This is a genomic window from Streptomyces sp. NPDC127106 (genome assembly GCF_042677605.1).
Lineage (GTDB): Bacteria > Actinomycetota > Actinomycetes > Streptomycetales > Streptomycetaceae > Streptomyces.
The window spans coordinates 216,257-238,349 of record NZ_JBHXTC010000006.1; the positions used below are offsets into that span (position 1 = coordinate 216,257).

The following is a 22,093-nucleotide window of genomic DNA, read 5'->3' on the forward strand; positions in this document are numbered from 1 at the left end:
GCCGCGGGGCGATCCGCTCTGGCTAGGGTCATGTGCATGACGCACCCCGACCTGCCGCCCCCGCCGCCGCCCGCCCCCGTACGGGCTCAGCTGGACGGGGCCTCCGTCCGGGCCCTGCGCGCCGACCGCGTACGCATCCTGCGGGAGCTGGAGCGCCGCAGCCTGGGCCCGGGGCGGCTGCTCCTGCTCTGGGCCGTGGCCGCCGTCTTCGCCATCGGCTGGTCCCTCGTCGGCGCGGCCCTGCTGTCCTTCGAGACCCGTGACCCCTTCTCGGTGGTCTACGGTGCGGTCTTCGCCCTCCTCGGGGCGGGCGTGATGATCCCGACCGGGTTCTGGTTCGCCTGGTGCGTCCGGCGGGACCGCGCGATGCGCCGGCTGCTGCGCGCCTGGGCCGAGGTGGACCCGGACCCGGCCGCCGACGCGTGGCTGCGCTCACCCGGCATGAGCCTGTTCTGGGCGCTCGCCTCCGGCGCGGTGGCCGCGTTCGGGTTCTACGTGTCCTTCGCCGCCGCCGCATCGGCCCGGCCGGGCGACACCACGTACGGCGAGGTGGCGTACCTCATCGGCTTCGGCACCATCCTGTGGGTCACCGGCCTGCTCGGCCTCGGCAAGGCCGGTGCGCACCACCGCTGGGCCGTGCGCGCCTTCCCGCCCCCGCCGCCCGCCGTCACGGGGCGCTGACCGGGGACCCGATCAGCATCGACGGGGCCCCCGCGACCCGGGTCAGGAACACGGTCGCCGCGTTCCGCCCCTGGGGCTTGACCTTCTTGCGCAGTTCCTCCGGCTCGATGGCCGAGCCGCGCTTCTTCACGGTCAGGATGCCGACCTCACGCTCCCGCAGCAGCGCCTTCAGCTTCTTCAGGCCGAACGGCAGCACGTCGGTGATCTCGTAGGCGGTCGCGTACGCCGTCGCGCGCAGCTCGTCGGAGGTGACGTAGGCAATGGTCGGGTCGATGAGCCGGCCCCCGAGCTGCCGCGCGACCTCGGCGACGAGGTGGGCGCGGATGACGGCGCCGTCGGGCTCGTACAGGTAGCGGCCGACCGGCCCCGTCTCCGGGGCGGGGAGCGGGCCGGCGGTGTCGAGGGTGCGCGGGCCGGGGAGCAGGGTCGCGCGGACGGTGCCCGGGGCGGTCCCGAACCACAGCACGGCCTCCTTCACGTCCCCGTGGTCGGAGATCCACTCGGCCTCGGCCCGCTCCGGCACCGCCTCGTGCGGGATCCCGGGGGCGATCTTGATCGCCGCGTACCGCGCCGTACGGGCCGCCTCCACGGCCCAGGACAGCGGCGGCGAGTAGGCCTCCGGATCGAACGTCCGGCCCCGGCCGCCGCGCCGGGCCGGGTCGAGGAAGACGGCGTCGTACCCGGCGGTGTCGACGCCGGTCACGTCCGCCTCCCGGACCTCGATCAGGTCCGCCAGCCCCAGCGCCTCGGCGTTCGCCCGGGCCACGGCCACGGTCAGCGGGTCGCGGTCCACCGCCAGCACCCGGATGCCGAGCCGGGCCAGGGCCAGCGCGTCCCCGCCGATGCCGCAGCACAGGTCGGCGACGCTGCGCACGCCGAGCGCCGCGAACCGCTCGGCGCGGTACGCCGCCACCGGGGCGCGGGTGGCCATCTCGGCCCCGCCGGGCGTGAAGTACATCCGGAAGGCGTCCTCCGCCCCGAACTTCGCCACCGCGCGCTGCCGCAGCCGGGCCTGCCCGAGCGCGGCGGAGACCAGCTGCGCGGGGTGCTCGCGGCGCAGCCGGGTGGCGACGGCGAGCTCCTGGCCCGGGTCGTAGTCGCGGAGCGAGTCCAGGAGGGCGCGGCCCTCGGGGGTCAGGAGGGCGGCGAAGTCTTCGGGGGTCACCGTCCCATTGTCGGCCAGTGTGCGCCACTCGATGGAAGGTCGCCTTCCGTCCGCGGTGTCGGCGGGGGCGGAGTGCTGTCGTGGTGTCAGGATCCGCTGCTATGCAGCTAGTAAGACAAAAAGAACAAAAGACGCTTCACGGTCGCCGGCGCACCGCCGGCTCGCGCGGCCGGACCGGGGTCGTCCTGTCCGCGCTCCTCGTCGCCGCCCTCGGAACGGCATGCGGCACCTCCGCGGACTCCGGCGACGCAGCCGCCCCCACCAAGGGCGGCACGACCGCCGGGGCGGCGACCGCGGCCCCGGGTGCCCGCGCCGAGCAGCAGGCGGCCGCCCGAAAGGCCCAGCTCGCCGCGGTGAAGAAGTGGAAGCTGGCCAAGCCGCCGCTCCACGCGCCGCCGGCGCCGAAGGAGAAGCCGGAGATCAAAACCCGCGACGGCTTCGCGGTCGAGGGCCACGAGACCCTCCCGCCCGTCTTCACCACGATCCCGACGGAGGACAAGGTCGTCTTCCTGACGGTCGATGACGGCGCGGAGAAGGACCCCGAGTTCCTGAAGATGATGCAGGAGCTGAAGATCCCGTACACGGCGTTCCTCAGCGACTACCTCGTCCGCGACAACTACCCCTACTTCAAGGAGATGCAGGCCGCCGGGGTCAGCCTGAACAACCACTCGCTCAACCACCGCTACATGCCGGGGCTGTCGTACGACAAGCAGCGGCAGGAGATCTGCGGACAGCAGGACGCGATCAAAAGGGCGTTCGGCAAGCGGCCGACGCTCTTCCGCCCGCCGTACGGGAACTACAACCACGACACCCTGCGCGCAGCCAAGTCCTGTGGAATCACAGCGGTTCCGCTGTGGAACGCCGAGGCCTTCCCGAACCGGATGGACTACCGTGAATGGGACCGCGACCTGCATCCCGGAGATATCATCCTCACGCATTTCCGGGGGCGCGAGGACTGGGAGGGCACCATGCCCGACATGGTCCGGCACGTCATGAAGACCGTCACGGACAAGGGGTACGCCGTGGCCCGCTTGGAGGACTACTTGTGAGGTACGCGCGCCGGCTGGTGGCCGGAACGCTGACGGCCGGCGCGCTCGCGCTGTCCCTGGCGGGGTGTGGGGACAGCGTGGACCCCATCGAGCGGCTCGGCCGCAAGGCCACCCACGAGCAGCCGAGCCCGTCGGCCTCGTCCGGGGCCGCCGCCCAGGGCGGCCCGGGCGCGTCGCCCTCGGCCGGCGCCGGGGACCAGGCGTACAAGAAGTGGGGGCTGACCGCCCCGGTGCAGTACGCGCCGAAGCCGGCGCAGAAACCGGCCCTGCCGCCGGCCGCCCCCGGCAAGGCCCAGGTCGTGGACCGAATACCCGTGCCGGCCACGGACAAGGTCGTCTTCCTGACCTTCGACGACGGCGCCGAGAAGGACCCCGAGTTCCTGAAGATGGCGGCCGACCTGAAGCTGCCGATCAGCATGTACCTGACCGACAACGTCGCGTCGTCGGACTACGGCCACTTCGAGAAGCTCCGGGACAACGGCTCCGGCAGCACCATCAACAACCACACCCTGACCCACCCGAACCTCCGGACCCTGCCCTTCGCGGCGCAGAAGAAGGAGATATGCGGTCAGCAGGAACGCCTGGAGAAGCGCTTCGGGACCAGGCCCGCCCGCTTCCGTCCGCCGTTCGGCAACTACAACGACGACACGCTCAAGGCGGCCGCCGAGTGCGGCATCACGCAGGTGGTCCTGTGGCGGGCGTCGATGCAGATCAACGACTTCCAGTACGCCGAGGGCTCCGGCCTCAAACCCGGCGACATCATCCTGGCCCACTTCCGCGGCCCCTCCGAGCTCAAGGGCGCGACCGAGGTCCAGATGACCACCCGCATGCTGCGGAGCATCCAGGAGCAGGGCTTCCGCATAGGCCGTCTGGAGGACTACCTCTAGGCCACGGCCCGTTCAGGTGAAGGGCGGGGGCCGTCGGGTACGGGGCGGGTCCGCCGCGGGAGGAATGGACGCACGCACACCCCACCCCCGCCGAACCGGGAGGCGAAGCGATGCCGATCGACACCGTCGAGCGTTTCCTGAACGCCCTGAGCCCTGCCCATCGGGAGAAGGTCCAAGAGCTGCCCCCCGCCCGGCAGCAGGAGCTCGCCGACGCCTGGGAGCGGGAGCTGGAGAGGGACCACGACCTCGACACCCTCTCCGAGCTGTCACCCGCCGCGGCCGAGGCCGAGGCGGCCAAACGGGTGATCGAGTCCGCCGACGGCGGCTGAGTCCCCGCCCCGGAAGTCCGCGGCCCCCGGCCCCCTCAGCCCCGGCCGGCCGCCACCACCGGCGTGATCACGGTCTCCACCGGGCCGCGGCGGTCCGCCAGGCGCTGCCGTTCCGCGCTGTCGCTGATCCGCAGCAGCAGCGCGATCATGATCCAGTTGGCCAGCAGGGACGAGCCGCCCTTCGCCAGGAACGGCAGCGCCTTGCCGGTCAGCGGGATCAGCCCCGTCACGCCGCCGGCCACCACGAACACCTGGAGCGCCAGCGCCGCCGCCAGGCCCACCGCCAGCAGCTTCCCGAACGGGTCGCGGGCGCCCAGCGCCATGCGCAGCCCCCGCTGCACGAGCAGGGCGTAGAGGAGCAGCACCGCCATGACCCCGGCCAGGCCGAGCTCCTCGCCCACCGTCGTCAGGATGAAGTCGCTGCGGCCCGCGAACGCGATCAGCTCCGGGTGTCCCTGGCCGAGCCCGGTCCCCGAGATGCCGCCGGTGCCGAAGCTGAACAGGGCCTGCGCCGACTGGTCCGAGGTGACCCCCGGCGGCCGGTCCTGCCAGTAGTACGACAGGGGGTTCAGCCAGGCGGCCACGCGCGCCTTGACGTGCGGCTCGGTCGAGCCGACGACGAAGGCCCCGCCCGCGGCCATCACCATCCCGCACACGATCCAGCCCGTGCGCTCGGTGGCGACGTACAGCATCACCACGAAGACGCCGAAGAAGATCAGCGAGGTGCCCAGGTCGCGCTCGAAGACCAGCACCAGCATCGACAGGATCCACACCGTCACGATCGGGCCCAGCTGCCGCATCGGGGGCAGCCGCAGGCCCAGGAACCGCCGGCCGGTCAGGGCCAGGGAGTCCCGGTGGACCACCAGGTAGCCCGCGAAGAAGACCGCGATCATGATCTTCACGAACTCGCCCGGCTGCGCGGAGAAGCCGCCGACGACGACCCAACGCTTCGCCCCGTACGTGTCCGCGGGCGAGAACGCCGGCGCGATCAGCAGGACCAGCGCCCCGGCCATCGTGAGGTAGATGAACCGCTGGAGCAGCCGGTGGTCCCGCAGCAGCGCCACCACCAGCAGGCAGGCGGCCACCCCGATCACCGTCCACACCAGCTGGCCGGGGGCATTGGCCTCGGCGCCGTACCGCTCGATGTACGACTGGTCGAGCCGGTGCAGCAGCACCAGCCCGAGCCCGGTCAGCAGCACGGCCAGCGGCAGGACCAGCGGATCCGCGTACGCCGCGAACCGGCGCACGCCCAGGTGCGCCACCAGGGCCAGCAGGCTCATGCTGATCGCGAAGCCGGAGAGGTCGACCGGCAGCTCGCCGTTCAGCCCCCAGCCGGCGCTCGCGTGCCCGAGGACGGTGATGCCGACGACGAGGACGAGCAGCAGCGCCTCGGTGCGACGGCGGGCCCCGGCCGCCGTCGGCGGCATCAGCCCCCGCACGGGTCACCGCGACCGTCGGTGCCGGCGCAGGGCGCGGAAGGCATTGGTCCGATCTGGTCATCAATGAGCCGCTTTATCTTCATATCGTCTAAGACGACGAGGTCCTCTCCGGGGTTCCTTCCGGTCCGTACGGGCGGGGTGCGGGGTGGAGGAGGGGCGGCGGCGGAGGACCGGCCGGATCCGGCCGAACCGGCGATCGGGGTGGCCGGATGTGCGAACCGGGGGAGCGTATTGGCACTCCGCTTGACCGAGTGCTAATCGCCGGAATAGTCTCGCACCTGGCACTCACCCCCGGTGAGTGCCAACACAGCGACGGGCAGGTCCGGCACCCGCGACGACGGATCCACCTGGTCGCCACCTCAGACAGTTAACCCCGTGAGATCTCCGAAGGGGGAGGTCGGATCGTGACGACCACCAGCTCCAAGGTTGCCATCAAGCCGCTTGAGGACCGCATCGTGGTCCAGCCGCTCGACGCCGAGCAGACCACGGCCTCTGGCCTGGTCATCCCGGACACCGCGAAGGAGAAGCCCCAGGAGGGCGTCGTCCTCGCCGTGGGCCCGGGCCGCTTCGAGGACGGCCAGCGTCTCCCGCTGGACGTCAACGTCGGCGACATCGTGCTGTACAGCAAGTACGGCGGCACCGAGGTGAAGTACAGCGGCGAGGAGTACCTCGTCCTCTCGGCTCGCGACGTGCTCGCGATCATCGAGAAGTAATTCACTTCTCCCAGAACTGCTTTGATCTGCGCCCCTGGTCACCCCGCTGATTGCCGGGCGGCGAGGGGCGCGGGTCGTTGAACCCTAGTTTTCCGAGAGGGCTGAACCGCTCCCATGGCGAAGATCCTGAAGTTCGACGAGGACGCCCGTCGCGCCCTCGAGCGCGGCGTCAACAAGCTTGCCGACACGGTCAAGGTGACGATCGGCCCCAAGGGCCGCAACGTCGTCATCGACAAGAAGTTCGGCGCCCCCACCATCACCAACGACGGTGTCACCATCGCCCGCGAGGTCGAGCTGGACGACCCGTACGAGAACCTCGGCGCGCAGCTGGTGAAGGAGGTGGCGACCAAGACCAACGACATCGCGGGTGACGGCACCACCACCGCCACCGTGCTGGCCCAGGCGCTGGTCCGCGAGGGTCTGCGCAACGTCGCCGCCGGCGCCTCCCCGGCCGCCCTGAAGAAGGGCATCGACGCCGCGGTCAAGGCCGTGTCCGCCGAGCTCCTCGCGACCGCCCGTCCGATCGAGGACAAGTCCGACATCGCCGCCGTGGCCGCGCTCTCCGCGCAGGACCAGCAGGTCGGCGAGCTCATCGCCGAGGCGATGGACAAGGTCGGCAAGGACGGTGTCATCACCGTCGAGGAGTCCAACGCCTTCGGCCTGGAGCTCGAGTTCACCGAGGGCATGGCCTTCGACAAGGGCTACCTGTCGCCGTACTTCGTCACGGACCAGGAGCGCATGGAGGCGGTCCTGGAGGACCCCTACATCCTGATCAACCAGGGCAAGATCTCCTCCATCCAGGACCTGCTGCCGCTGCTGGAGAAGGTCATCCAGGCGGGTGGCTCCCGGCCGCTGCTGATCATCGCCGAGGACGTCGAGGGCGAGGCCCTCTCCACCCTCGTCGTCAACAAGATCCGCGGCACCTTCAACGCGGTCGCCGTCAAGGCGCCCGGCTTCGGTGACCGCCGCAAGGCGATGCTCCAGGACATGGCCACCCTCACCGGCGGCACCGTCATCGCCGAGGAGGTCGGCCTCAAGCTCGACCAGGCCGGCCTGGACATCCTGGGCACGGCGCGCCGCGTGACCATCACCAAGGACGACACCACCATCGTCGACGGTGCCGGCTCCGCCGAGGACGTGCTCGGCCGCGTCAACCAGATCAAGGCCGAGATCGACGCGACCGACTCCGACTGGGACCGCGAGAAGCTGCAGGAGCGCCTGGCGAAGCTCGCCGGCGGCGTCTGCGTCATCAAGGTCGGCGCCGCCACCGAGGTGGAGCTGAAGGAGAAGAAGCACCGTCTGGAGGACGCCATCTCCGCGACCCGCGCCGCGGTCGAGGAGGGCATCGTCTCCGGTGGTGGCTCCGCGCTCGTCCACGCCGTCAAGGTCCTGGAGGACAACCTCGGCCTGACCGGCGACGAGGGCACGGGTGTCGCGGTCGTCCGCCGCGCCGCCGTCGAGCCGCTGCGCTGGATCGCCGAGAACGCCGGCCTCGAGGGCTACGTCATCACCTCCAAGGTGGGCGAGCTGGAGAAGGGCAACGGCTTCAACGCCGCCACCGGCGAGTACGGCGACCTGGTCAAGGCCGGTGTCATCGACCCGGTCAAGGTCACCCGCTCCGCCCTGGAGAACGCCGCCTCCATCGCCTCCCTGCTGCTCACGACCGAGACCCTGGTCGTCGAGAAGAAGGAAGAGGAAGAGGCCAACGGTCACGGGCACGGCCACGGTCACGGCCACAGCCACTGACCCCGATGAGCCGGTCCGCTGACCGCTGACCGGCTCCGTTCGGACTGCGACCCCGGTCGCCGCCGCTCCGCGGTGGTGGCCGGGGTCTTCCCGTGGGCCGGGTGGGGCCGGGACTGCGGCCGGGTCACTGCCCGGGTCACTGCCCGGGACTGCGCCCGGGGCACCGCCCGGGCGGCGCTCAGGACATCGCCCCGAGCTGCCGCATCAGGCCGTTGGTGTCGTAGTGCCACCAGCCTTCCTTGATCATCCCGTTCTCGCAGCGGAAGACCGTCGTGCCGGTCATCGTGCAGGTCTTGCCGGTCGGGGCGATCCCCATGAACTCGCCCTTGTGCTTGCCGGTCCAGGTCCACAGGGTGCTGACGTAGTCGTCCTGCGCCATCTGCGCGTCGCGGGTGAAGGAGAAGTCGAAGCTGCCGCGCCACATCTCCACGTCCTCGCGGATGGCCTCGCGCCCGGTCTTGTCGACGGGGTTGGACACGTCGTGGTCCATGTAGTCCGCCGCGAAGACCTCCTCGATGACGGCCATGTCGCCCTTCATCGCGATGTCGTCGAACATCCGGTTCGCGAGCAGCGTGTTGAGGTGCTCGTCGCGGACCACGTCGAGGTTGGTGAAGCGCGGCATCCCGTCGCAGAGGGCCACCATCTCCTGGAACATCCGGTCCGTCTCCGGGAGGTGAGAGTTCTTCATGGCGTCTTCGTACGACGGGAATTCGACCACGTCGACATAGTGCGTCTCGGCTTCGCGGTCCCTGCCGACCACACTGTGCGTCACGGTGCGCTTGCCGCTGCTCTGCGCCAGGTACCGGTCGAAGAGCTCGCTGACCGCCTCGGGCTTGCTCGTCTCGTAATCGACTATTTGTACGAATGTCATGGCGCCTCCCGGGATGGATGTGATATGTCCATTTTAGGGAGATTTGAGCCATCTGGCCGACTTCTGGGGCCTCCTACCGGGGGCCGTACTTGCGGCCCGTGCGCGAGGACAGCCCGCCCAGCAGCCCGCGCGGCGTCAGCTTCACCACGCCCATCAGCGCCTTGTACCGCGGGTCCGGGACCGAGACCGTCTTGCCGCGCGCCAGGTCGGCGAGGGCCGCCGTCACCAACTTGTCGGCGTCCAGCCACATCCAGCCGGGGATGTTGTCCGTGCCCATCCCGGCCCGCTGGTGGAACTCGGTCCGCACGAAGCCGGGGCACAGCGCCATCAGCCGTACGCCCGACCCGGCCAGGTCCCGCGCCGCGCCCTGCGTGAACTGCACGACCCACGCCTTGCTCGCCCCGTAGGTGCCCCGCGGTACGAAGGCCGCCACCGAGGCCACGTTGATGACGCCGCCGCGGCCGCGCGAGCGCATCGACGCGGTGGCCGCCGAGGTCAGCCGCAGCACCGCCTCGATGTGCACCTTCAGCATGGTCAGCTCGTCCGCCATCGACACTTCGAGGTACCGGCCCTTGTTGCCGAACCCGGCGTTGTTGACCAGCAGGTCCACCGGGTGCGTACGGTCGCCGAGGCGCCGCTCGACCGCGGCGATGCCCGCCTCGGTCGACAGGTCCGCCGTCAGCACCTCGGCCTCGATGCCGTGCCGGTCGTGCAGCTCGGTGGCCTGCTCGGCGAGCCGCGCGGTGTCGCGGGCGACCAGTACGAGGTTGTGGCCCTGGGCGGCGAGCCGGCGGGCGAAGGCGGCGCCGATGCCCGCCGTGGATCCAGTGATCAGCGCAGTCGTCATATGCGCAACCTAGCCGCCCCGGACGACAGTCCGGAGCGGGCCCGCCCTGGCGGTACCACTTCGTCCGCTTTCCCCCCGGCGGTGGGCGCGGCTCCTCGCCGGTGCGTCGTCGGCCGGCTACTTCCCGTACTTCTCGACGTACGCGCGGACCTTGTCGTGCGCCTTCGGCTCCATCGCCTCACCGGCCGCCAGGGTCCGCGGCAGCAGCGCGCGTTCGGTGGTGAACGCCCGGAACCAGAGCCCCACCGTCACGTCGTGGTCCGGACGGCTGACCATCTCGACCGGGTCGCCGGCCGAGACCTCCCCCTCCTGCACCACGCGCAGGTACGCGCCCGGCCGCACGGCCTGCGTGTACCGCTTGACCCAGCCCTGCTCGCCGAGGGCCCCCTGGAAGGTGCCGCACGGGATGCGCGCCGAGGCCACCTCCAGGAGGAGGCCGGAGCCGATCCGCCAGCGTTCGCCGAGGAGCGCGCCGGTGACGTCGATGCCGGAGGTGGTGAGGTTCTCGCCGAAGATCCCGGCGGGCAGCTCGCGTTCCAGCTCGCCCTCCCACCAGTCCAGGTCCTCGCGGGCGTAGGCGTACACCGCCTGGTGGTCGCCGCCGTGGTGGCGCAGGTCGCAGACGGCGTCGCCCTCCACGCCGCTCGCGCCGACCCCCTTGGGGCCGGGGGCGAAGACGCGGACCGGGCCCGGGACCGGCCGCTTGCCGATACCGGTCACCCCGCCCGCGGCGGTGGTGTAGTCGACGGCCGTCGCCCGGCCGAGGTTCACGGAGATCACATGCTGGGGCGCCATGGGGACACGCTAACCCAGCGTCCTCAAAGGGGCCGCGGACGCGGGACGCCGCCGTCAAAGCCGGGCTTATGCTCGAAGAATGATCGAGGCACGCCATCTCCGGGTCCTGCGCGCCGTGGCCGACACCGGCTCCTTCTCCGCCGCCGCCCGCGAACTCGGCTGCACCCAGCCCGCCGTCTCCCAGCAGATGAAGGCGCTGGAGCAGTCCGCCGGCACCCCGCTGCTGATCCGCGCCGGCCGCGAGATGCGGCTGACGCAGGCCGGCGCCGCCCTGGTCCGGCACGCCGCTGGGATCCTGGCCGGGCTGACCGCCGCCGAGGAGGAGGTCGCGGCCATCGCCGGGCTGCGTGCCGGGCGGGTCCGACTCGTGTCGTTCCCCAGTGGCAGCTCCACCCTGGTCCCGACCGCGCTGGCCGCGATGCGGGCCGCGCACCCGGGCACCCGGATCTCGCTGGTCGAGGCGGAGCCGCCGCGCTCGGTGGAGATGCTGCGCGACGGCGACTGCGACGTGGCGCTGGCCTTCCGCTACGCCGGGGCCGAGGGGCCGTCCGGGGGCGCGGCCGGGGCCGGCGGCTCCGCGCCGGCCGCCGAGTGGGACGACCTCGTGGTCCGGCCGCTCCTGACGGACCGCCTCGTCGGGCTGGTGCCCGAGGGGCACCGGCTGGCCGGGGCGGAGCGCCTGGGCATGGCGGAGCTGGCGGACGAGCCCTGGATCGCGGGCTGCCCGCGCTGCCGCCGCCACCTGGTCGAGGTGTGCGAGGGCGTCGGCTTCACCCCGCGCATCGACTTCGCCACCGACGACTACCCGGCCGTGGCGGGCCTGGTCGGGGCCGGGCTGGGCGTCGCCGTGCTGCCGGAGCTCGCGCTGGAGTCCGTACGGGCCAAGGGCGTGAGCACCCTGGCCGTGGAGCCCGCCGTGGAGCGGGAGATCGTGGCGCTGACGCTTCCCGACCTGGCCCGCGTACCGGCCGTGGCGGCGACACTGGCCGAGCTGGAGCGGGCCGCCGCGCGCTGACCGGCGCACGGCGGCCCCGCCCGTGGTGGACCGCGGGCTGAGGAAACGTTTCTGCGTACGGTTCCCGCAAGCGTGCAGTTTCCTTCGGCGACCGTGCCCGGAGGCGGGCGGCCGTGCGGCTGTCAGTCCGGAGGGGTCCGTCCGATGGTGCTCGACGCGGGGATCAGTCGATGGCGGGCCCGGCCCATCAGTTCCTCGCGCTCGTCCTCGGTGAGGCCGCCCCACACCCCGTAGGGCTCGCGGACGGCAAGTGCGTGCGCGGCGCATTCCGAACGCACCGGGCATCGCATGCAGACCTCTTTAGCGGAGGCCTCGCGCGCGCTCCTGGCCGCGCCCCGCTCACCCTCCGGGTGGAAGAAGAGGGAGCTGTCGACTCCGCGGCAGGCGGCCAGCAGCTGCCAGTCCCAGAGGTCGGCGTTCGGTCCGGGGAGGCGGGAGAAATCTGCCATGGGTAGTCCTCTTGGTGCCGGTACTGAGGCGAATACGGTCCAAGTCTCCACACCTACCACACCTACTGTCGTAGTAGATGTAAATATGACTCATTGGGAATCTAGCCTCAGACACGCCCTGAACGGAAGGAAAGCCGCCAAATAGGGCATAGCTCCAGATGGAGGACGATTGGCGAGTGGCGTCGGGGCTGTGATCGCGCCCTCACGTAGAGTGCCGAAGGTGTCCGTCCGACCCGTAACTCTTTCGAGTGACCATCGTTGAGAGAGCGAAGGCGGTTGAACCAAGGCGTTCCCGGACAGGTGTCCGAGAGCATCGACCGCACAGGTGACGATACGTACCAGCCTGGAGGCTCAAGGTGACGCGCATCAGCAGCTCCGGAGGGCGGTCATGACTTCCGTCCTCGTCTGCGACGACTCCCCGCTTGCCCGAGAGGCGCTCCGTCGCGCGGTTGCCACCGTGCCCGGCGTCGAGCGCGTGACGACGGCTGCCAACGGCGAGGAAGTCCTCCGCCGCTGGGGCGCCGACCGCTCCGACCTGATTCTCATGGACGTACGGATGCCCGGGCTCGGTGGCGTGGAGACGGTGCGCCGGCTGCTCTCCGCCGATCCGGGCGCCCGCATCATCATGCTGACGGTCGCCGAGGACCTCGACGGCGTGGCCCTCGCGGTTGCCGCCGGCGCCCGCGGCTACCTGCACAAGGACGCCTCGCGCGCCGAGCTGCGGGCCACCGTCACGCAGGCGCTCGCCGACCCGACCTGGCGGCTGGCCCCGCGCCGGCTCCGCTCCGCCGAGATGGGCGCCGCGCCCACCCTCACCGCGCGCGAGATCCAGGTGCTGGAGGGGATGAGCCACGGCCGGTCCAACGCGGAGATCGGGCGCGAGCTCTTCCTCTCCGAGGACACGGTCAAGACGCACGCCCGCCGGCTGTTCAAGAAGCTGGGCGCCTCGGACCGGGCGCACGCCGTGGCGCTCGGGTTCCGCTGGGGCCTGGTCCGCTGACCGCGGGCCCTTGAGAGCAGTCCCGTCCGCCGCAGCAGGCGGGCGGGGCGGCGCGCTCGTCCCGTCCGGTGCGTCCGCCCGGTGCTCCGGGGTGCTCCCGGGGTTTCCGGCGGCTCCCGCTCCCGGCCGTACCCGTGCGTAGCCGGGGATTGGCGGGGCACAATCCGGGGGACGTGTCGCTTCGTGCGCGATGCCGCATGCTTGAGGGTGTGGCGCATTTCTGGGATGGGGCCTCGGAACATTCGGGCGAGCGGGAGGGGAGCGTGCAAGTGAAGAGCTCAGGCGCACCCGCTCATAACGCTTCGATGCACAACACGGGCCGTGGTGCCGCGAACGCTCCGGCGCCAAGGCACCATGGATTGATGCGCGACGACGAGGCCCACGGCTCCCCCGCGGCCACCGGCCCCACCGGAGCCGCCAAAGGCAACAGCGCCGAGGCCGTCAGCGCGCTCGTGCGGCGTGCCGTGGAAGGCGACGAGCAGGCCACCCATGACCTGCTCGCCTTCGTGCACCCGCTGGCCATCCGCTACTGCCGCACCCGGCTCTCCCGGCTTCCCGGGGACGCCCGCCACTTCGTGGAGGACCTGGCCCAGGAGGTCTGCGTCGCGGTCCTGATGGCGCTGCCGCGCTACCGGGACACCGGCCGCCCCTTCGAGGCCTTCGTCTTCGCCATCGCCGCGCACAAGGTCGCCGACCTGCAACGGGCCGCCATGCGCCACCCGGGCAGCACCGCCGTCCCCTCCGACGAGATGCCCGAGCGGCCGGACGACTCCCTCGGCCCGGAGGAGCGGGCGCTGCTCAGCAGCGACGCCGCCTGGGCGCGCAAGCTCCTGGCCAACCTGCCCGAGACGCAGCGCGAGCTCCTCGTCCTGCGGGTCGCGGTCGGCCTGACCGCGGAAGAGACCGGCCAGATGCTCGGGATGTCCCCGGGCGCCGTACGGGTCGCCCAGCACCGTGCGCTCAGCCGGCTGCGCGCGCTCGCCGAGCAATAAACGCGGAGTCCGCGGTTCCGCTATTGCCCGCCAAGGCTCTGCGATCAATAGGAGGAAACGACGAAACTTGGACGTGACCTGGCTCGTGGAATGAGACGCGTCGCGATCCCGTTAGCATGGACATCCGCGCTGAGCAAGACCATTTGGGAAGGTGTCATGACTGTCAACGGCAGTGACCGATCCGGAGCGCCCGACAAATTCGCCACGCTCGGGCTGACCTACGACGACGTCCTGCTGCTGCCGGGCGCGTCCGACATGGCGCCGGACGAGATCGACACCTCTTCCCTCATCTCGCGCAACGTCCGCGTCAACATTCCGCTGCTGTCCGCCGCCATGGACAAGGTCACCGAGTCGCGCATGGCGATCGCGATGGCCCGCCAGGGCGGCGTCGGCGTCCTGCACCGCAACCTGTCGATCGCCGACCAGGCCAACCAGGTCGACCTGGTCAAGCGCTCCGAGTCCGGCATGGTCACCGACCCGATCACGGTGCACCCCGACGCGACGCTGCGCGAGGCCGACGAGCTGTGCGCCAAGTTCCGCATCTCCGGCGTCCCGGTCACCGACGCCGCCGGCAAGCTGCTCGGCATCGTCACCAACCGCGACATGGCCTTCGAGTCGGACCGCAGCCGCCAGGTGCGCGAGGTCATGACCCCGATGCCGCTGGTCACGGGCAAGGTCGGCATCTCCGGCGTGGACGCCATGGAGCTGCTGCGCCGCCACAAGATCGAGAAGCTTCCGCTGGTCGACGACGCGGGCGTCCTCAAGGGCCTCATCACGGTCAAGGACTTCGTCAAGGCCGAGAAGTACCCGAACGCCGCCAAGGACAAGGACGGCCGCCTCCTGGTCGGCGCCGCCGTCGGCGTCGCCGGCGACGCGTTCGAGCGCGCCCAGGCGCTGATCGAGGCCGGCGTCGACTTCATCGTCGTCGACACCGCGCACGGCCACTCCCGGCTGGTCGGCGACATGGTCGCCAAGATCAAGTCGAACTCCTCGGTCGACGTCATCGGCGGCAACGTCGCCACCCGCGACGGCGCCCAGGCGCTGATCGACGCCGGCTGCGACGGCATCAAGGTGGGCGTCGGCCCCGGCTCCATCTGCACCACCCGCGTCGTCGCCGGCATCGGCGTCCCGCAGGTCACCGCCATCTACGAGGCCGCGCTGGCCGCCAAGGCCGCGGGCGTCCCGGTCATCGGCGACGGCGGCCTGCAGTACTCCGGCGACATCGCCAAGGCCCTCGTCGCGGGCGCCGACACGGTGATGCTCGGTTCGCTGCTCGCGGGCTGCGAGGAGTCCCCGGGCGAGCTGCTCTTCATCAACGGCAAGCAGTTCAAGTCGTACCGCGGCATGGGCTCGCTCGGTGCGATGCAGTCCCGCGGCGACCGCAAGTCGTTCTCCAAGGACCGCTACTTCCAGGAGGGCGTGGGCGGCGACGACAAGCTCATCCCCGAGGGCATCGAGGGCCAGGTTCCCTACCGCGGCCCGCTCGCCGCGGTCGTCCACCAGCTCGTCGGCGGCCTGCGCCAGTCGATGTTCTACGTCGGCGGCCGCACGGTGCCGGAGCTCCAGGACCGCGGCCGGTTCGTCCGCATCACCTCGGCGGGCCTGAAGGAGAGCCACCCGCACGACATCCAGATGACGGTCGAGGCGCCGAACTACTCCCGCAACGGCTGAACGGCATGATCGGTTGAGGGGCGGGTCCGGACCGCGGACCCGCCCCTCATCCGTGCCCGCTCCGGGCGTCGGGGCCGTCCGTACAGCGGAAGCCGGAACGCGGGCCCCCGGCCTTCGGGGATACTGGACGGGCAGTAGCCGAGTAGGGAAAGGCCACCACACGTGACTGAGATCGAGATCGGGCGCGGCAAGCGCGGCCGCCGGGCGTACGCGTTCGACGACATCGCCATCGTCCCGAGCCGCCGCACGCGGGACCCGAAGGAGGTCTCGATCGCCTGGCAGATCGACGCCTACCGCTTCGAGCTGCCCTTCCTGGCCGCGCCCATGGACTCCGTCGTCTCCCCGCAGACGGCCATCCGCATCGGCGAGCTCGGCGGCCTCGGCGTGCTGAACCTCGAAGGCCTGTGGACCCGGTACGAGGACCCGCAGCCGCTGCTCGACGAGATCGCGGAGCTGCCGGAAGAGGCCGCCACCCGCCGCCTGCAGGAGATCTACTCCGCCCCGATCCAGGCCGACCTGATCGGGCAGCGCATCAAGGAGGTCCGCGACTCCGGCGTGGTCACCGCCGCCGCGCTCTCCCCGCAGCGCACCGCGCAGTTCTCCAAGGCCGTCGTGGACGCCGGCGTGGACATCTTCGTCATCCGCGGCACCACCGTCTCCGCCGAGCACGTCTCGGGCGCCGCCGAGCCGCTGAACCTGAAGCAGTTCATCTACGAGCTCGACGTCCCGGTCATCGTCGGCGGCTGCGCCACGTACACCGCGGCCCTGCACCTGATGCGCACCGGCGCGGCCGGCGTCCTGGTCGGCTTCGGCGGCGGCGCCGCGCACACCACCCGCAACGTGCTGGGCATCCAGGTCCCGATGGCGACCGCCGTCGCGGACGTGGCCGCCGCCCGCCGCGACTACATGGACGAGTCCGGCGGCCGCTACGTGCACGTCATCGCCGACGGTGGCGTTGGCTGGTCCGGCGACCTGCCCAAGGCCATCGCCTGCGGCGCTGACGCCGTGATGATGGGCTCCCCGCTGGCCCGTGCCACCGATGCGCCCGGCAAGGGCCACCACTGGGGCATGGAGGCCGTCCACGAGGACGTGCCGCGCGGCAAGAAGGTCCACCTGGGCACCGTCGGCACCACCGAGGAGATCCTCACCGGCCCGTCGCACACCCCGGACGGTTCGATGAACCTCTTCGGCGCCCTGCGTCGCTCGATGGCCACCACCGGTTACACCGAGCTCAAGGAGTTCCAGCGCGTCGAGGTCACGGTCGCGGACTCCCAGCACCGCCGCTGACCGCTTCCTCGCTTCGCGCACGCGCCGGGAGGGCCGGCACCCGGGCAGATCGGGTGCCGGCCCTCCGGCGTGTGCGGCATCGCCGTGGACGTACCGGGTGTCGACCGTGCGGATCTGATGATCGTGGCCACGTTCCGGGGCATCCCCCCGGGGCTCAGCACCAGACCGTGGCGCTTGCCGCGCTGCACACGGCCGCGCATGGCGTCCCCGAGGTCGACGCGGTGCACGGCGCCGCGGATCACCAGGCATCTTGCACCGCGGCACCGGTCAGAGCCGGTGCGCCGCGCCCGCCGGGCTGGCCCCCCGGGTGTCCAGGAGCAGCTGCGCCTTCACCGCCAGGCCCTGGAGGTCGTACGTGCGGTGGTGCTGGAGCAGGATCGTCAGGTCGGCGGTGGCGGCCGCCTCGTAGAGGGACTCGGCGCGGGGGACCGGCTGGTCCCGCACCCGCCAGCCGGCCACGTACGGGTCGTGGTAGCTGATCAGGGCCCCGAGGTCGAGGAGGCGGCTGGCGATCTCGCGGGCCGGGGAGCCCTCCTGGTCGGCGAGGTCGGGCTTGTAGGTGACCCCGAGCAGCAGGACGCGGGCGCCGCGGGCGGACTTGCCGTGCTCGTTCAGCAGGGTGGCGCAGCGCTGGATGACGTACTGCGGCATCCGGCTGTTGATCTCCTGGGCCAGGCCGACCATGCGCAGGGGGTGACCCGGGGTGCGGGTGGTGTGCGGGAGGTAGTTGGGGTCGAGGGCGACGCTGTGGCCGCCGACACCCGGGCCGGGGCGGAACGCCTGGAACCCGTACGGCTTGGTCTCGGCGCAGCGGATGACGTCCCACAGGTCGACGCCGAGGTCGTGGCAGAGCACCGCCATCTCGTTCATGAGGGCGATGTTGACGTGCCGGTAGTTGGTCTCCAGCAGCTGTACGGTCTCGGCCTCGCGCAGGCCGCGGGCCCGGACCACCTTCTCGGCGATGCGGGCGTAGAAGGCGTGCGCGGACTCGGTGCAGGCGGGGGTGAGGCCGCCGATCACCTTGGGGGTGTTGGCGATGGTGTGGGTCCGGTTGCCCGGGTCGTGCCGGCTGGGGGAGTAGGCCAGGTGGAAGTCCCGGCCGGCGCGCAGCCCGGATCCGTCCTCCAGGATCGGGCGCAGGTAGTCCTCGGTGACACCCGGATGGGCGGCGGACTCCAGGATGACGGTGGTGCGCGGGCGCAGCCGGGCGGCGAGGGTGCGGCCGGCCTCGCCGACCGCTCCGAGGTCGAGCGCGCGGTCGGCGCCGAGCTGGGTGGGGGCGCAGATGACGGCGGTGCGGACGCGGCCGAGCTCGGCGGGGTTGGCGGTGACCCGGAAGCCGGCGGCCGACATGCGCCGGACCTCGGCGGCGGTGAGGGTGGAGTCCGTGGCCGGTCCGATGGCGTAGCCGACCGTCTCGATTCCGGCGGCGACGGCCGCTTGGGCCAGTGGGAGGCCGAGGTGGCCGAGTCCGATGACGGCGAGGTCTGCGGGCATGGGGTGCTGCCGTCCCTTCCCTGGCATGCATGAGGGGGCTGGGTGCGCAACTCCTGTGGACCGCGGAGGGCCGCATGAGCTGGCACGATGTCAGACTAGGCGTATATATGACCGATCTGTCGTATTACGGGGTGATGGTCACCGTTGTGTTGTCCACAGGCGGTGGCTGATGCGGGTACGGCGGGTCAGAATCGAGGGCGGGGGACGCGAGCGGGACCGCCCGCACCGAGTGGGTACGCCCGCACCGACGGGAGGCAGCCGTGAGGACAGCGACACTGGGGCCGGCGCAGCGCGCGGAAGCACTCGCCCGGATGGCCGAACGGGAACTGGACGTACTGGTGGTGGGCGCGGGCGTGGTCGGCGCGGGCACCGCCCTCGACGCCGTGACCAGGGGCCTGTCCACCGGGCTCGTCGAGGCCCGGGACTGGGCGTCGGGCACCTCCAGCCGGTCCAGCAAGCTCATCCACGGCGGCCTGCGCTACCTGGAGATGCTCGACTTCGCCCTCGTACGGGAGGCGTTGAAGGAGCGCGGCCTGCTGCTGGAGCGGCTGGCACCACACCTGGTCAGGCCGGTGCCGTTCCTGTACCCGCTGCAGCACAAGGGGTGGGAGCGGTTCTACGCCGGGTCGGGCGTCGCCCTGTACGACGCGATGTCGGTGTCCAGCGGGCACGGCCGGGGACTGCCGGTGCACCGCCACCTGTCGCGCCGGCGCGCCCTGCGCGTGGCCCCGGCCCTGCGCAAGGACGCGCTGGTGGGCGCCCTGCAGTACTACGACGCCCAGATGGACGACGCGCGCTACGTCACCGCGCTCGTCCGGACGGCCGCCGTGTACGGGGCGCACTGCGCCAACCGGGCGCGGGTGATCGGCTTCCTGCGCGAGGGCGAACGGGTGGTCGGGGCGCGGGTGCGGGACGTGGAGGGCGGAGGGGAGTACGAGGTCCGGGCCCGGCAGGTGGTGAACGCGACCGGGGTGTGGACGGACGACACACAGGCGCTGATCGGGGAGCGCGGGCAGTTCCACGTGAGGGCGTCGAAGGGCATCCACCTCGTCGTCCCGAAGGACCGCATCCATTCGAGCACCGGGCTGATCCTGCGGACCGAGAAGTCGGTGCTGTTCGTCATCCCGTGGGGGCGGCACTGGATCGTGGGCACCACGGACACCGACTGGGACCTGGACAAGGCGCACCCGGCGGCGTCCAGCGCCGACATCGACTACCTGCTGGAGCGGGTGAACTCGGTGCTGGCCGTGCCGCTGACCCGCGACGACGTCCAGGGGGTGTACGCGGGCCTGCGGCCGTTGCTGGCCGGGGAGTCGGACGCGACGAGCAAGCTGTCGCGCGAGCACACGGTGGCCCATCCAGTGCCGGGCCTGGTGGTCGTCGCGGGCGGCAAGTACACGACGTACCGGGTCATGGCGAAGGACGCGGTCGACGAGGCCGTGCACGGGTTGGACCAGCGGGTCGCGGAGTGCGTGACGGAGGACGTGCCGCTGGTGGGGGCGGAGGGGTACCGGGCGTTGTGGAACGGCCGTGCCCGGATCGCCGCCCGGACGGGCCTTCACGTGGCCCGGGTGGAACACCTGTTGAACCGGTACGGCTCGATGACGGACGAACTGCTGGACCTGATCGCCGAGGACCCCTCGCTGGGGGAGCCGCTGGGCGGGGCGGAGGACTACCTGCGGGCGGAGGTGGTCTACGCGGCGTCACACGAAGGGGCGCGACACCTGGACGACGTGCTGACGCGACGGACCCGGATCTCGATCGAGACGTTCGACCGGGGGACCCGGTCGGCGCGGGAGTGCGCGGAACTGGTGGCTCCGGTGCTGGGGTGGGACGAGCAGCAGATCGAGAAGGAAGTGGAGCACTACGACAAGAGGGTGCAGGCGGAGCGGGAGTCGCAGCGGCAGCCGGACGACCAGACGGCCGACGCGGCGCGGCTGGGTGCGCCCGACATCGTTCCGTTGTAACTCCGGGATACATCCGTGGGGAACCGCGGACCCGGGGCTCCCGTCCGTTGCGGAGTGAGGAACAATAAGGGTTCTGCCGGGGCGGGTTATCGCGCGGGTTCTCCCGGGGCGGGCCACCGGGCATCCGGGCGGATGCCGGGGCAGCCGGAGCAGGCGGCACGAACGCAGAGGGGACGCATGTCGAAGCCGGAGCACACCGATTCGCCTGCGGCGGAGCAGGACCGGGCGGAGCCTGTGTCGGCCGAGCCGGAGTCGTCTGTCGAGGCCGTCGTCCCTCCCGCCGGAGCTCCGGCCGAGGACCCTGCCGGGGCGCCCGCCGAGGTGCCCGTGGCGAAGCCGGGCGTGCCGAAGCCGCGGGCCGGGGCGGCCGGTTCGGCCGCCGCCAAGCCCGACCTGGCGAAGCCGAAGCCGAAGCCGGCTGTGGCCGCTGAGGGCGAGCCGGCTGCTGCGGCCCGGTCCGAGGACGCGAAGCCTGCCGCCGGAGCCGCGCGCCCGGCTGCCGTGGCCGACGCCGCCGCCGCCGACGCCGACGCAGAGCCCGAGGACGCCAAGCCTGCGGCGGCGGCCAAGCCCGACCTGGCGAAGCCGAAGCCGAAGCCCAAGCCGGCCGCGACCGGGGCCGAACCCGCGGCCAAGCCGGAGGGCGCCACGAGCGGTGCGGAGGCCGTCCGGACGACGTCCGGGAACCCCGTCATCGACAAGGCCGATGCCGTCGCCGCCGCCGTCAAGGCCGCTGCGGCCAAGGCCGCCGAGGCCGCCGGCGCGGAGGGCCGCCTCCTCGCGGGCCGCTACCGCCTCGGCCAGGTCCTCGGCAAGGGCGGCATGGGCACCGTCTGGCGGGCCGAGGACGAGACCCTCGGCCGCACCGTCGCCGTCAAGGAACTCCGGTTCGGCAACGGCGTCGACGAGGACGAGAAGCGCCGCCTGATCACCCGTACCCTCCGCGAGGCCAAGGCCATCGCCCGGATCCGCAGCGGCGGCGCAGTCACCGTCTTCGACGTCGTGGACGAGGACGGCCGCCCGTGGATCGTCATGGAGCTCATCGAGGGCCCCTCCCTCGCCGAGTTCATACGCGAGCAGGGCCCGCTGACGCCCCGTCGCGCCGCCGAGGTCGGCCTCGCCGTGCTCGACGTGCTGCGCGCCGCCCACGGCCAGGGCATCCTGCACCGCGACGTGAAGCCGTCCAACGTGCTCATCGCCTCCAACGGCCGCGTCGTCCTCACCGACTTCGGCATCGCGCAGGTCGAGGGCGACCCATCGATCACTTCCACCGGCATGCTCGTCGGCGCCCCCTCGTACATCTCGCCCGAGCGCGCCCGCGGCCAGAAGCCCGGTCCGCCCGCCGACATGTGGTCGCTCGGCGGCCTGCTGTACGCCGCCGTCGAGGGGGTGCCCCCGTACGACAAGGGGTCGGCCCTGGCCACCCTCACGGCCGTGATGACCGAGCCGGTGGACCCGCCCCGCAACGCCGGCCCGCTGACCGAGATCATCTACGGCCTGCTGGTCAAGGACCCCGCCCTCCGCCTCGACGAGGAGCGCGCCCGGGCCATGCTGACCGCCGTGGTCAACGCGCCCGAGCCGGAGCCCGCCCCGGTCCTCGCCCCGCAGCGGCCGGCCCTTCCATACACGCCGCGCCAGAAACCAGTCAGGTACCCATAAGCCGTTCCGGACGGACCAGCCTCCTGATCAACTC

At 71.9% G+C, this 22,093-nt stretch carries 19 protein-coding genes and 1 pseudogene; 13 read left to right on the forward strand and 7 right to left on the reverse strand.

All coding sequences use genetic code 11. The features are described from left to right. The first annotated feature begins 36 nt into the window (after window positions 1-36). On the forward strand, window positions 37-681 hold the full coding sequence (locus ACFVGY_RS09290) for a hypothetical protein (protein WP_385673364.1): 645 nt from the start codon (window positions 37-39) through the stop codon (window positions 679-681). Here ACFVGY_RS09290 and ACFVGY_RS09295 read toward each other — a convergent pair. Then, window positions 668-1,846, reverse strand: coding sequence for a methyltransferase domain-containing protein (locus ACFVGY_RS09295; protein ID WP_385673366.1), 1,179 nt, complete (start codon window positions 1,844-1,846; stop codon window positions 668-670). The two genes, ACFVGY_RS09290 and ACFVGY_RS09295, sit on opposite strands and share 14 nt — an antisense overlap. A gap of 101 nt (window positions 1,847-1,947) precedes the next feature. On the opposite strand from ACFVGY_RS09295, the gene ACFVGY_RS09300 reads away from it, so the two are divergent. The 3 genes from ACFVGY_RS09300 to ACFVGY_RS09310 all read left to right on the forward strand — a co-directional run bounded on the left by ACFVGY_RS09300 (window position 1,948) and on the right by ACFVGY_RS09310 (window position 4,111). Then, a complete protein-coding gene (locus tag ACFVGY_RS09300) occupies window positions 1,948-2,895 on the forward strand; it encodes a polysaccharide deacetylase family protein (protein WP_385673369.1) in 948 nt (315 codons plus the stop codon). Next, on the forward strand, window positions 2,892-3,782 hold the full coding sequence (locus tag ACFVGY_RS09305; RefSeq protein WP_385673372.1) for a polysaccharide deacetylase family protein: 891 nt from the start codon (window positions 2,892-2,894) through the stop codon (window positions 3,780-3,782). The genes ACFVGY_RS09300 and ACFVGY_RS09305 overlap by 4 nt, the downstream gene beginning before the upstream one ends. Before the next feature lie 110 nt (window positions 3,783-3,892). Beyond that, entirely contained in the window at window positions 3,893-4,111 is a 219-nt protein-coding gene (locus ACFVGY_RS09310) for a hypothetical protein (RefSeq protein WP_385673375.1), read from the forward strand. A gap of 35 nt (window positions 4,112-4,146) precedes the next feature. Here the strand turns inward: ACFVGY_RS09310 and ACFVGY_RS09315 are convergent, their stop codons facing one another. Next, a complete protein-coding gene (locus ACFVGY_RS09315) occupies window positions 4,147-5,538 on the reverse strand; it encodes an FtsW/RodA/SpoVE family cell cycle protein (RefSeq protein WP_385673378.1) in 1,392 nt (463 codons plus the stop codon). A 416-nt stretch (window positions 5,539-5,954) separates the two neighbouring features. Here ACFVGY_RS09315 and groES point away from each other — a divergent pair, with 416 nt between their 5' ends. Together groES and groL are read left to right on the forward strand one after the other, a co-directional pair. Then, a complete protein-coding gene (gene groES / locus ACFVGY_RS09320) occupies window positions 5,955-6,263 on the forward strand; it encodes a co-chaperone GroES (RefSeq protein ID WP_361090583.1) in 309 nt (102 codons plus the stop codon). 114 nt (window positions 6,264-6,377) lie between these two features. Then, window positions 6,378-8,009: a chaperonin GroEL gene (groL, locus tag ACFVGY_RS09325; protein ID WP_385673381.1), complete on the forward strand. Its 1,632-nt coding sequence runs from the start codon at window positions 6,378-6,380 to the stop codon at window positions 8,007-8,009. A gap of 178 nt (window positions 8,010-8,187) precedes the next feature. Here the strand turns inward: groL and ACFVGY_RS09330 are convergent, their stop codons facing one another. The 3 genes from ACFVGY_RS09330 to ACFVGY_RS09340 all read right to left on the reverse strand — a co-directional run bounded on the left by ACFVGY_RS09330 (window position 8,188) and on the right by ACFVGY_RS09340 (window position 10,522). Beyond that, complete coding sequence (locus ACFVGY_RS09330; protein ID WP_385673384.1) at window positions 8,188-8,880, reverse strand: ester cyclase; 693 nt, start codon at window positions 8,878-8,880, stop codon at window positions 8,188-8,190. Window positions 8,881-8,953: 73 nt separating this feature from the next. After that, on the reverse strand, window positions 8,954-9,727 hold the full coding sequence (locus ACFVGY_RS09335; protein ID WP_385673387.1) for an SDR family NAD(P)-dependent oxidoreductase: 774 nt from the start codon (window positions 9,725-9,727) through the stop codon (window positions 8,954-8,956). 117 nt (window positions 9,728-9,844) lie between these two features. Next, a complete protein-coding gene (locus tag ACFVGY_RS09340; RefSeq protein ID WP_385673389.1) occupies window positions 9,845-10,522 on the reverse strand; it encodes an MOSC domain-containing protein in 678 nt (225 codons plus the stop codon). Window positions 10,523-10,601: 79 nt separating this feature from the next. On the opposite strand from ACFVGY_RS09340, the gene ACFVGY_RS09345 reads away from it, so the two are divergent. Then, complete coding sequence (locus ACFVGY_RS09345) at window positions 10,602-11,537, forward strand: LysR family transcriptional regulator (protein ID WP_385673391.1); 936 nt, start codon at window positions 10,602-10,604, stop codon at window positions 11,535-11,537. Window positions 11,538-11,659: 122 nt separating this feature from the next. On the opposite strand, the gene ACFVGY_RS09350 is transcribed toward ACFVGY_RS09345, so the two are convergent. After that, window positions 11,660-11,986, reverse strand: coding sequence for a WhiB family transcriptional regulator (locus tag ACFVGY_RS09350; protein ID WP_385428017.1), 327 nt, complete (start codon window positions 11,984-11,986; stop codon window positions 11,660-11,662). A 388-nt stretch (window positions 11,987-12,374) separates the two neighbouring features. On the opposite strand from ACFVGY_RS09350, the gene ACFVGY_RS09355 reads away from it, so the two are divergent. From ACFVGY_RS09355 to ACFVGY_RS09370, 4 genes are all read left to right on the forward strand, one after another. Then, window positions 12,375-12,986 (forward strand): response regulator transcription factor, encoded by a 612-nt coding sequence (locus tag ACFVGY_RS09355; protein WP_003948568.1) that lies wholly within the window; start codon window positions 12,375-12,377, stop codon window positions 12,984-12,986. A gap of 362 nt (window positions 12,987-13,348) precedes the next feature. Beyond that, on the forward strand, window positions 13,349-13,978 hold the full coding sequence (locus ACFVGY_RS09360) for a sigma-70 family RNA polymerase sigma factor (RefSeq protein ID WP_385673394.1): 630 nt from the start codon (window positions 13,349-13,351) through the stop codon (window positions 13,976-13,978). Between the two features lie 156 nt (window positions 13,979-14,134). Continuing rightward, a complete protein-coding gene (gene guaB / locus ACFVGY_RS09365; RefSeq protein WP_385673397.1) occupies window positions 14,135-15,649 on the forward strand; it encodes an IMP dehydrogenase in 1,515 nt (504 codons plus the stop codon). A 162-nt stretch (window positions 15,650-15,811) separates the two neighbouring features. Next, window positions 15,812-16,936 (forward strand): GuaB3 family IMP dehydrogenase-related protein, encoded by a 1,125-nt coding sequence (locus ACFVGY_RS09370; protein ID WP_385428023.1) that lies wholly within the window; start codon window positions 15,812-15,814, stop codon window positions 16,934-16,936. A gap of 267 nt (window positions 16,937-17,203) precedes the next feature. Here the strand turns inward: ACFVGY_RS09370 and ACFVGY_RS09375 are convergent, their stop codons facing one another. Further along, window positions 17,204-18,433, reverse strand: a complete 1,230-nt coding sequence (locus ACFVGY_RS09375; protein WP_385673401.1) for a nucleotide sugar dehydrogenase — start codon at window positions 18,431-18,433, stop codon at window positions 17,204-17,206. A 260-nt stretch (window positions 18,434-18,693) separates the two neighbouring features. Here ACFVGY_RS09375 and ACFVGY_RS09380 point away from each other — a divergent pair, with 260 nt between their 5' ends. After that, window positions 18,694-20,400: a glycerol-3-phosphate dehydrogenase/oxidase gene (locus ACFVGY_RS09380; RefSeq protein ID WP_385673404.1), complete on the forward strand. Its 1,707-nt coding sequence runs from the start codon at window positions 18,694-18,696 to the stop codon at window positions 20,398-20,400. A 177-nt stretch (window positions 20,401-20,577) separates the two neighbouring features. After that, window positions 20,578-22,032, forward strand: a pseudogene (locus ACFVGY_RS09385) (serine/threonine-protein kinase); the annotation flags it as partial. Window positions 22,033-22,093: the final 61 nt, after the last annotated feature.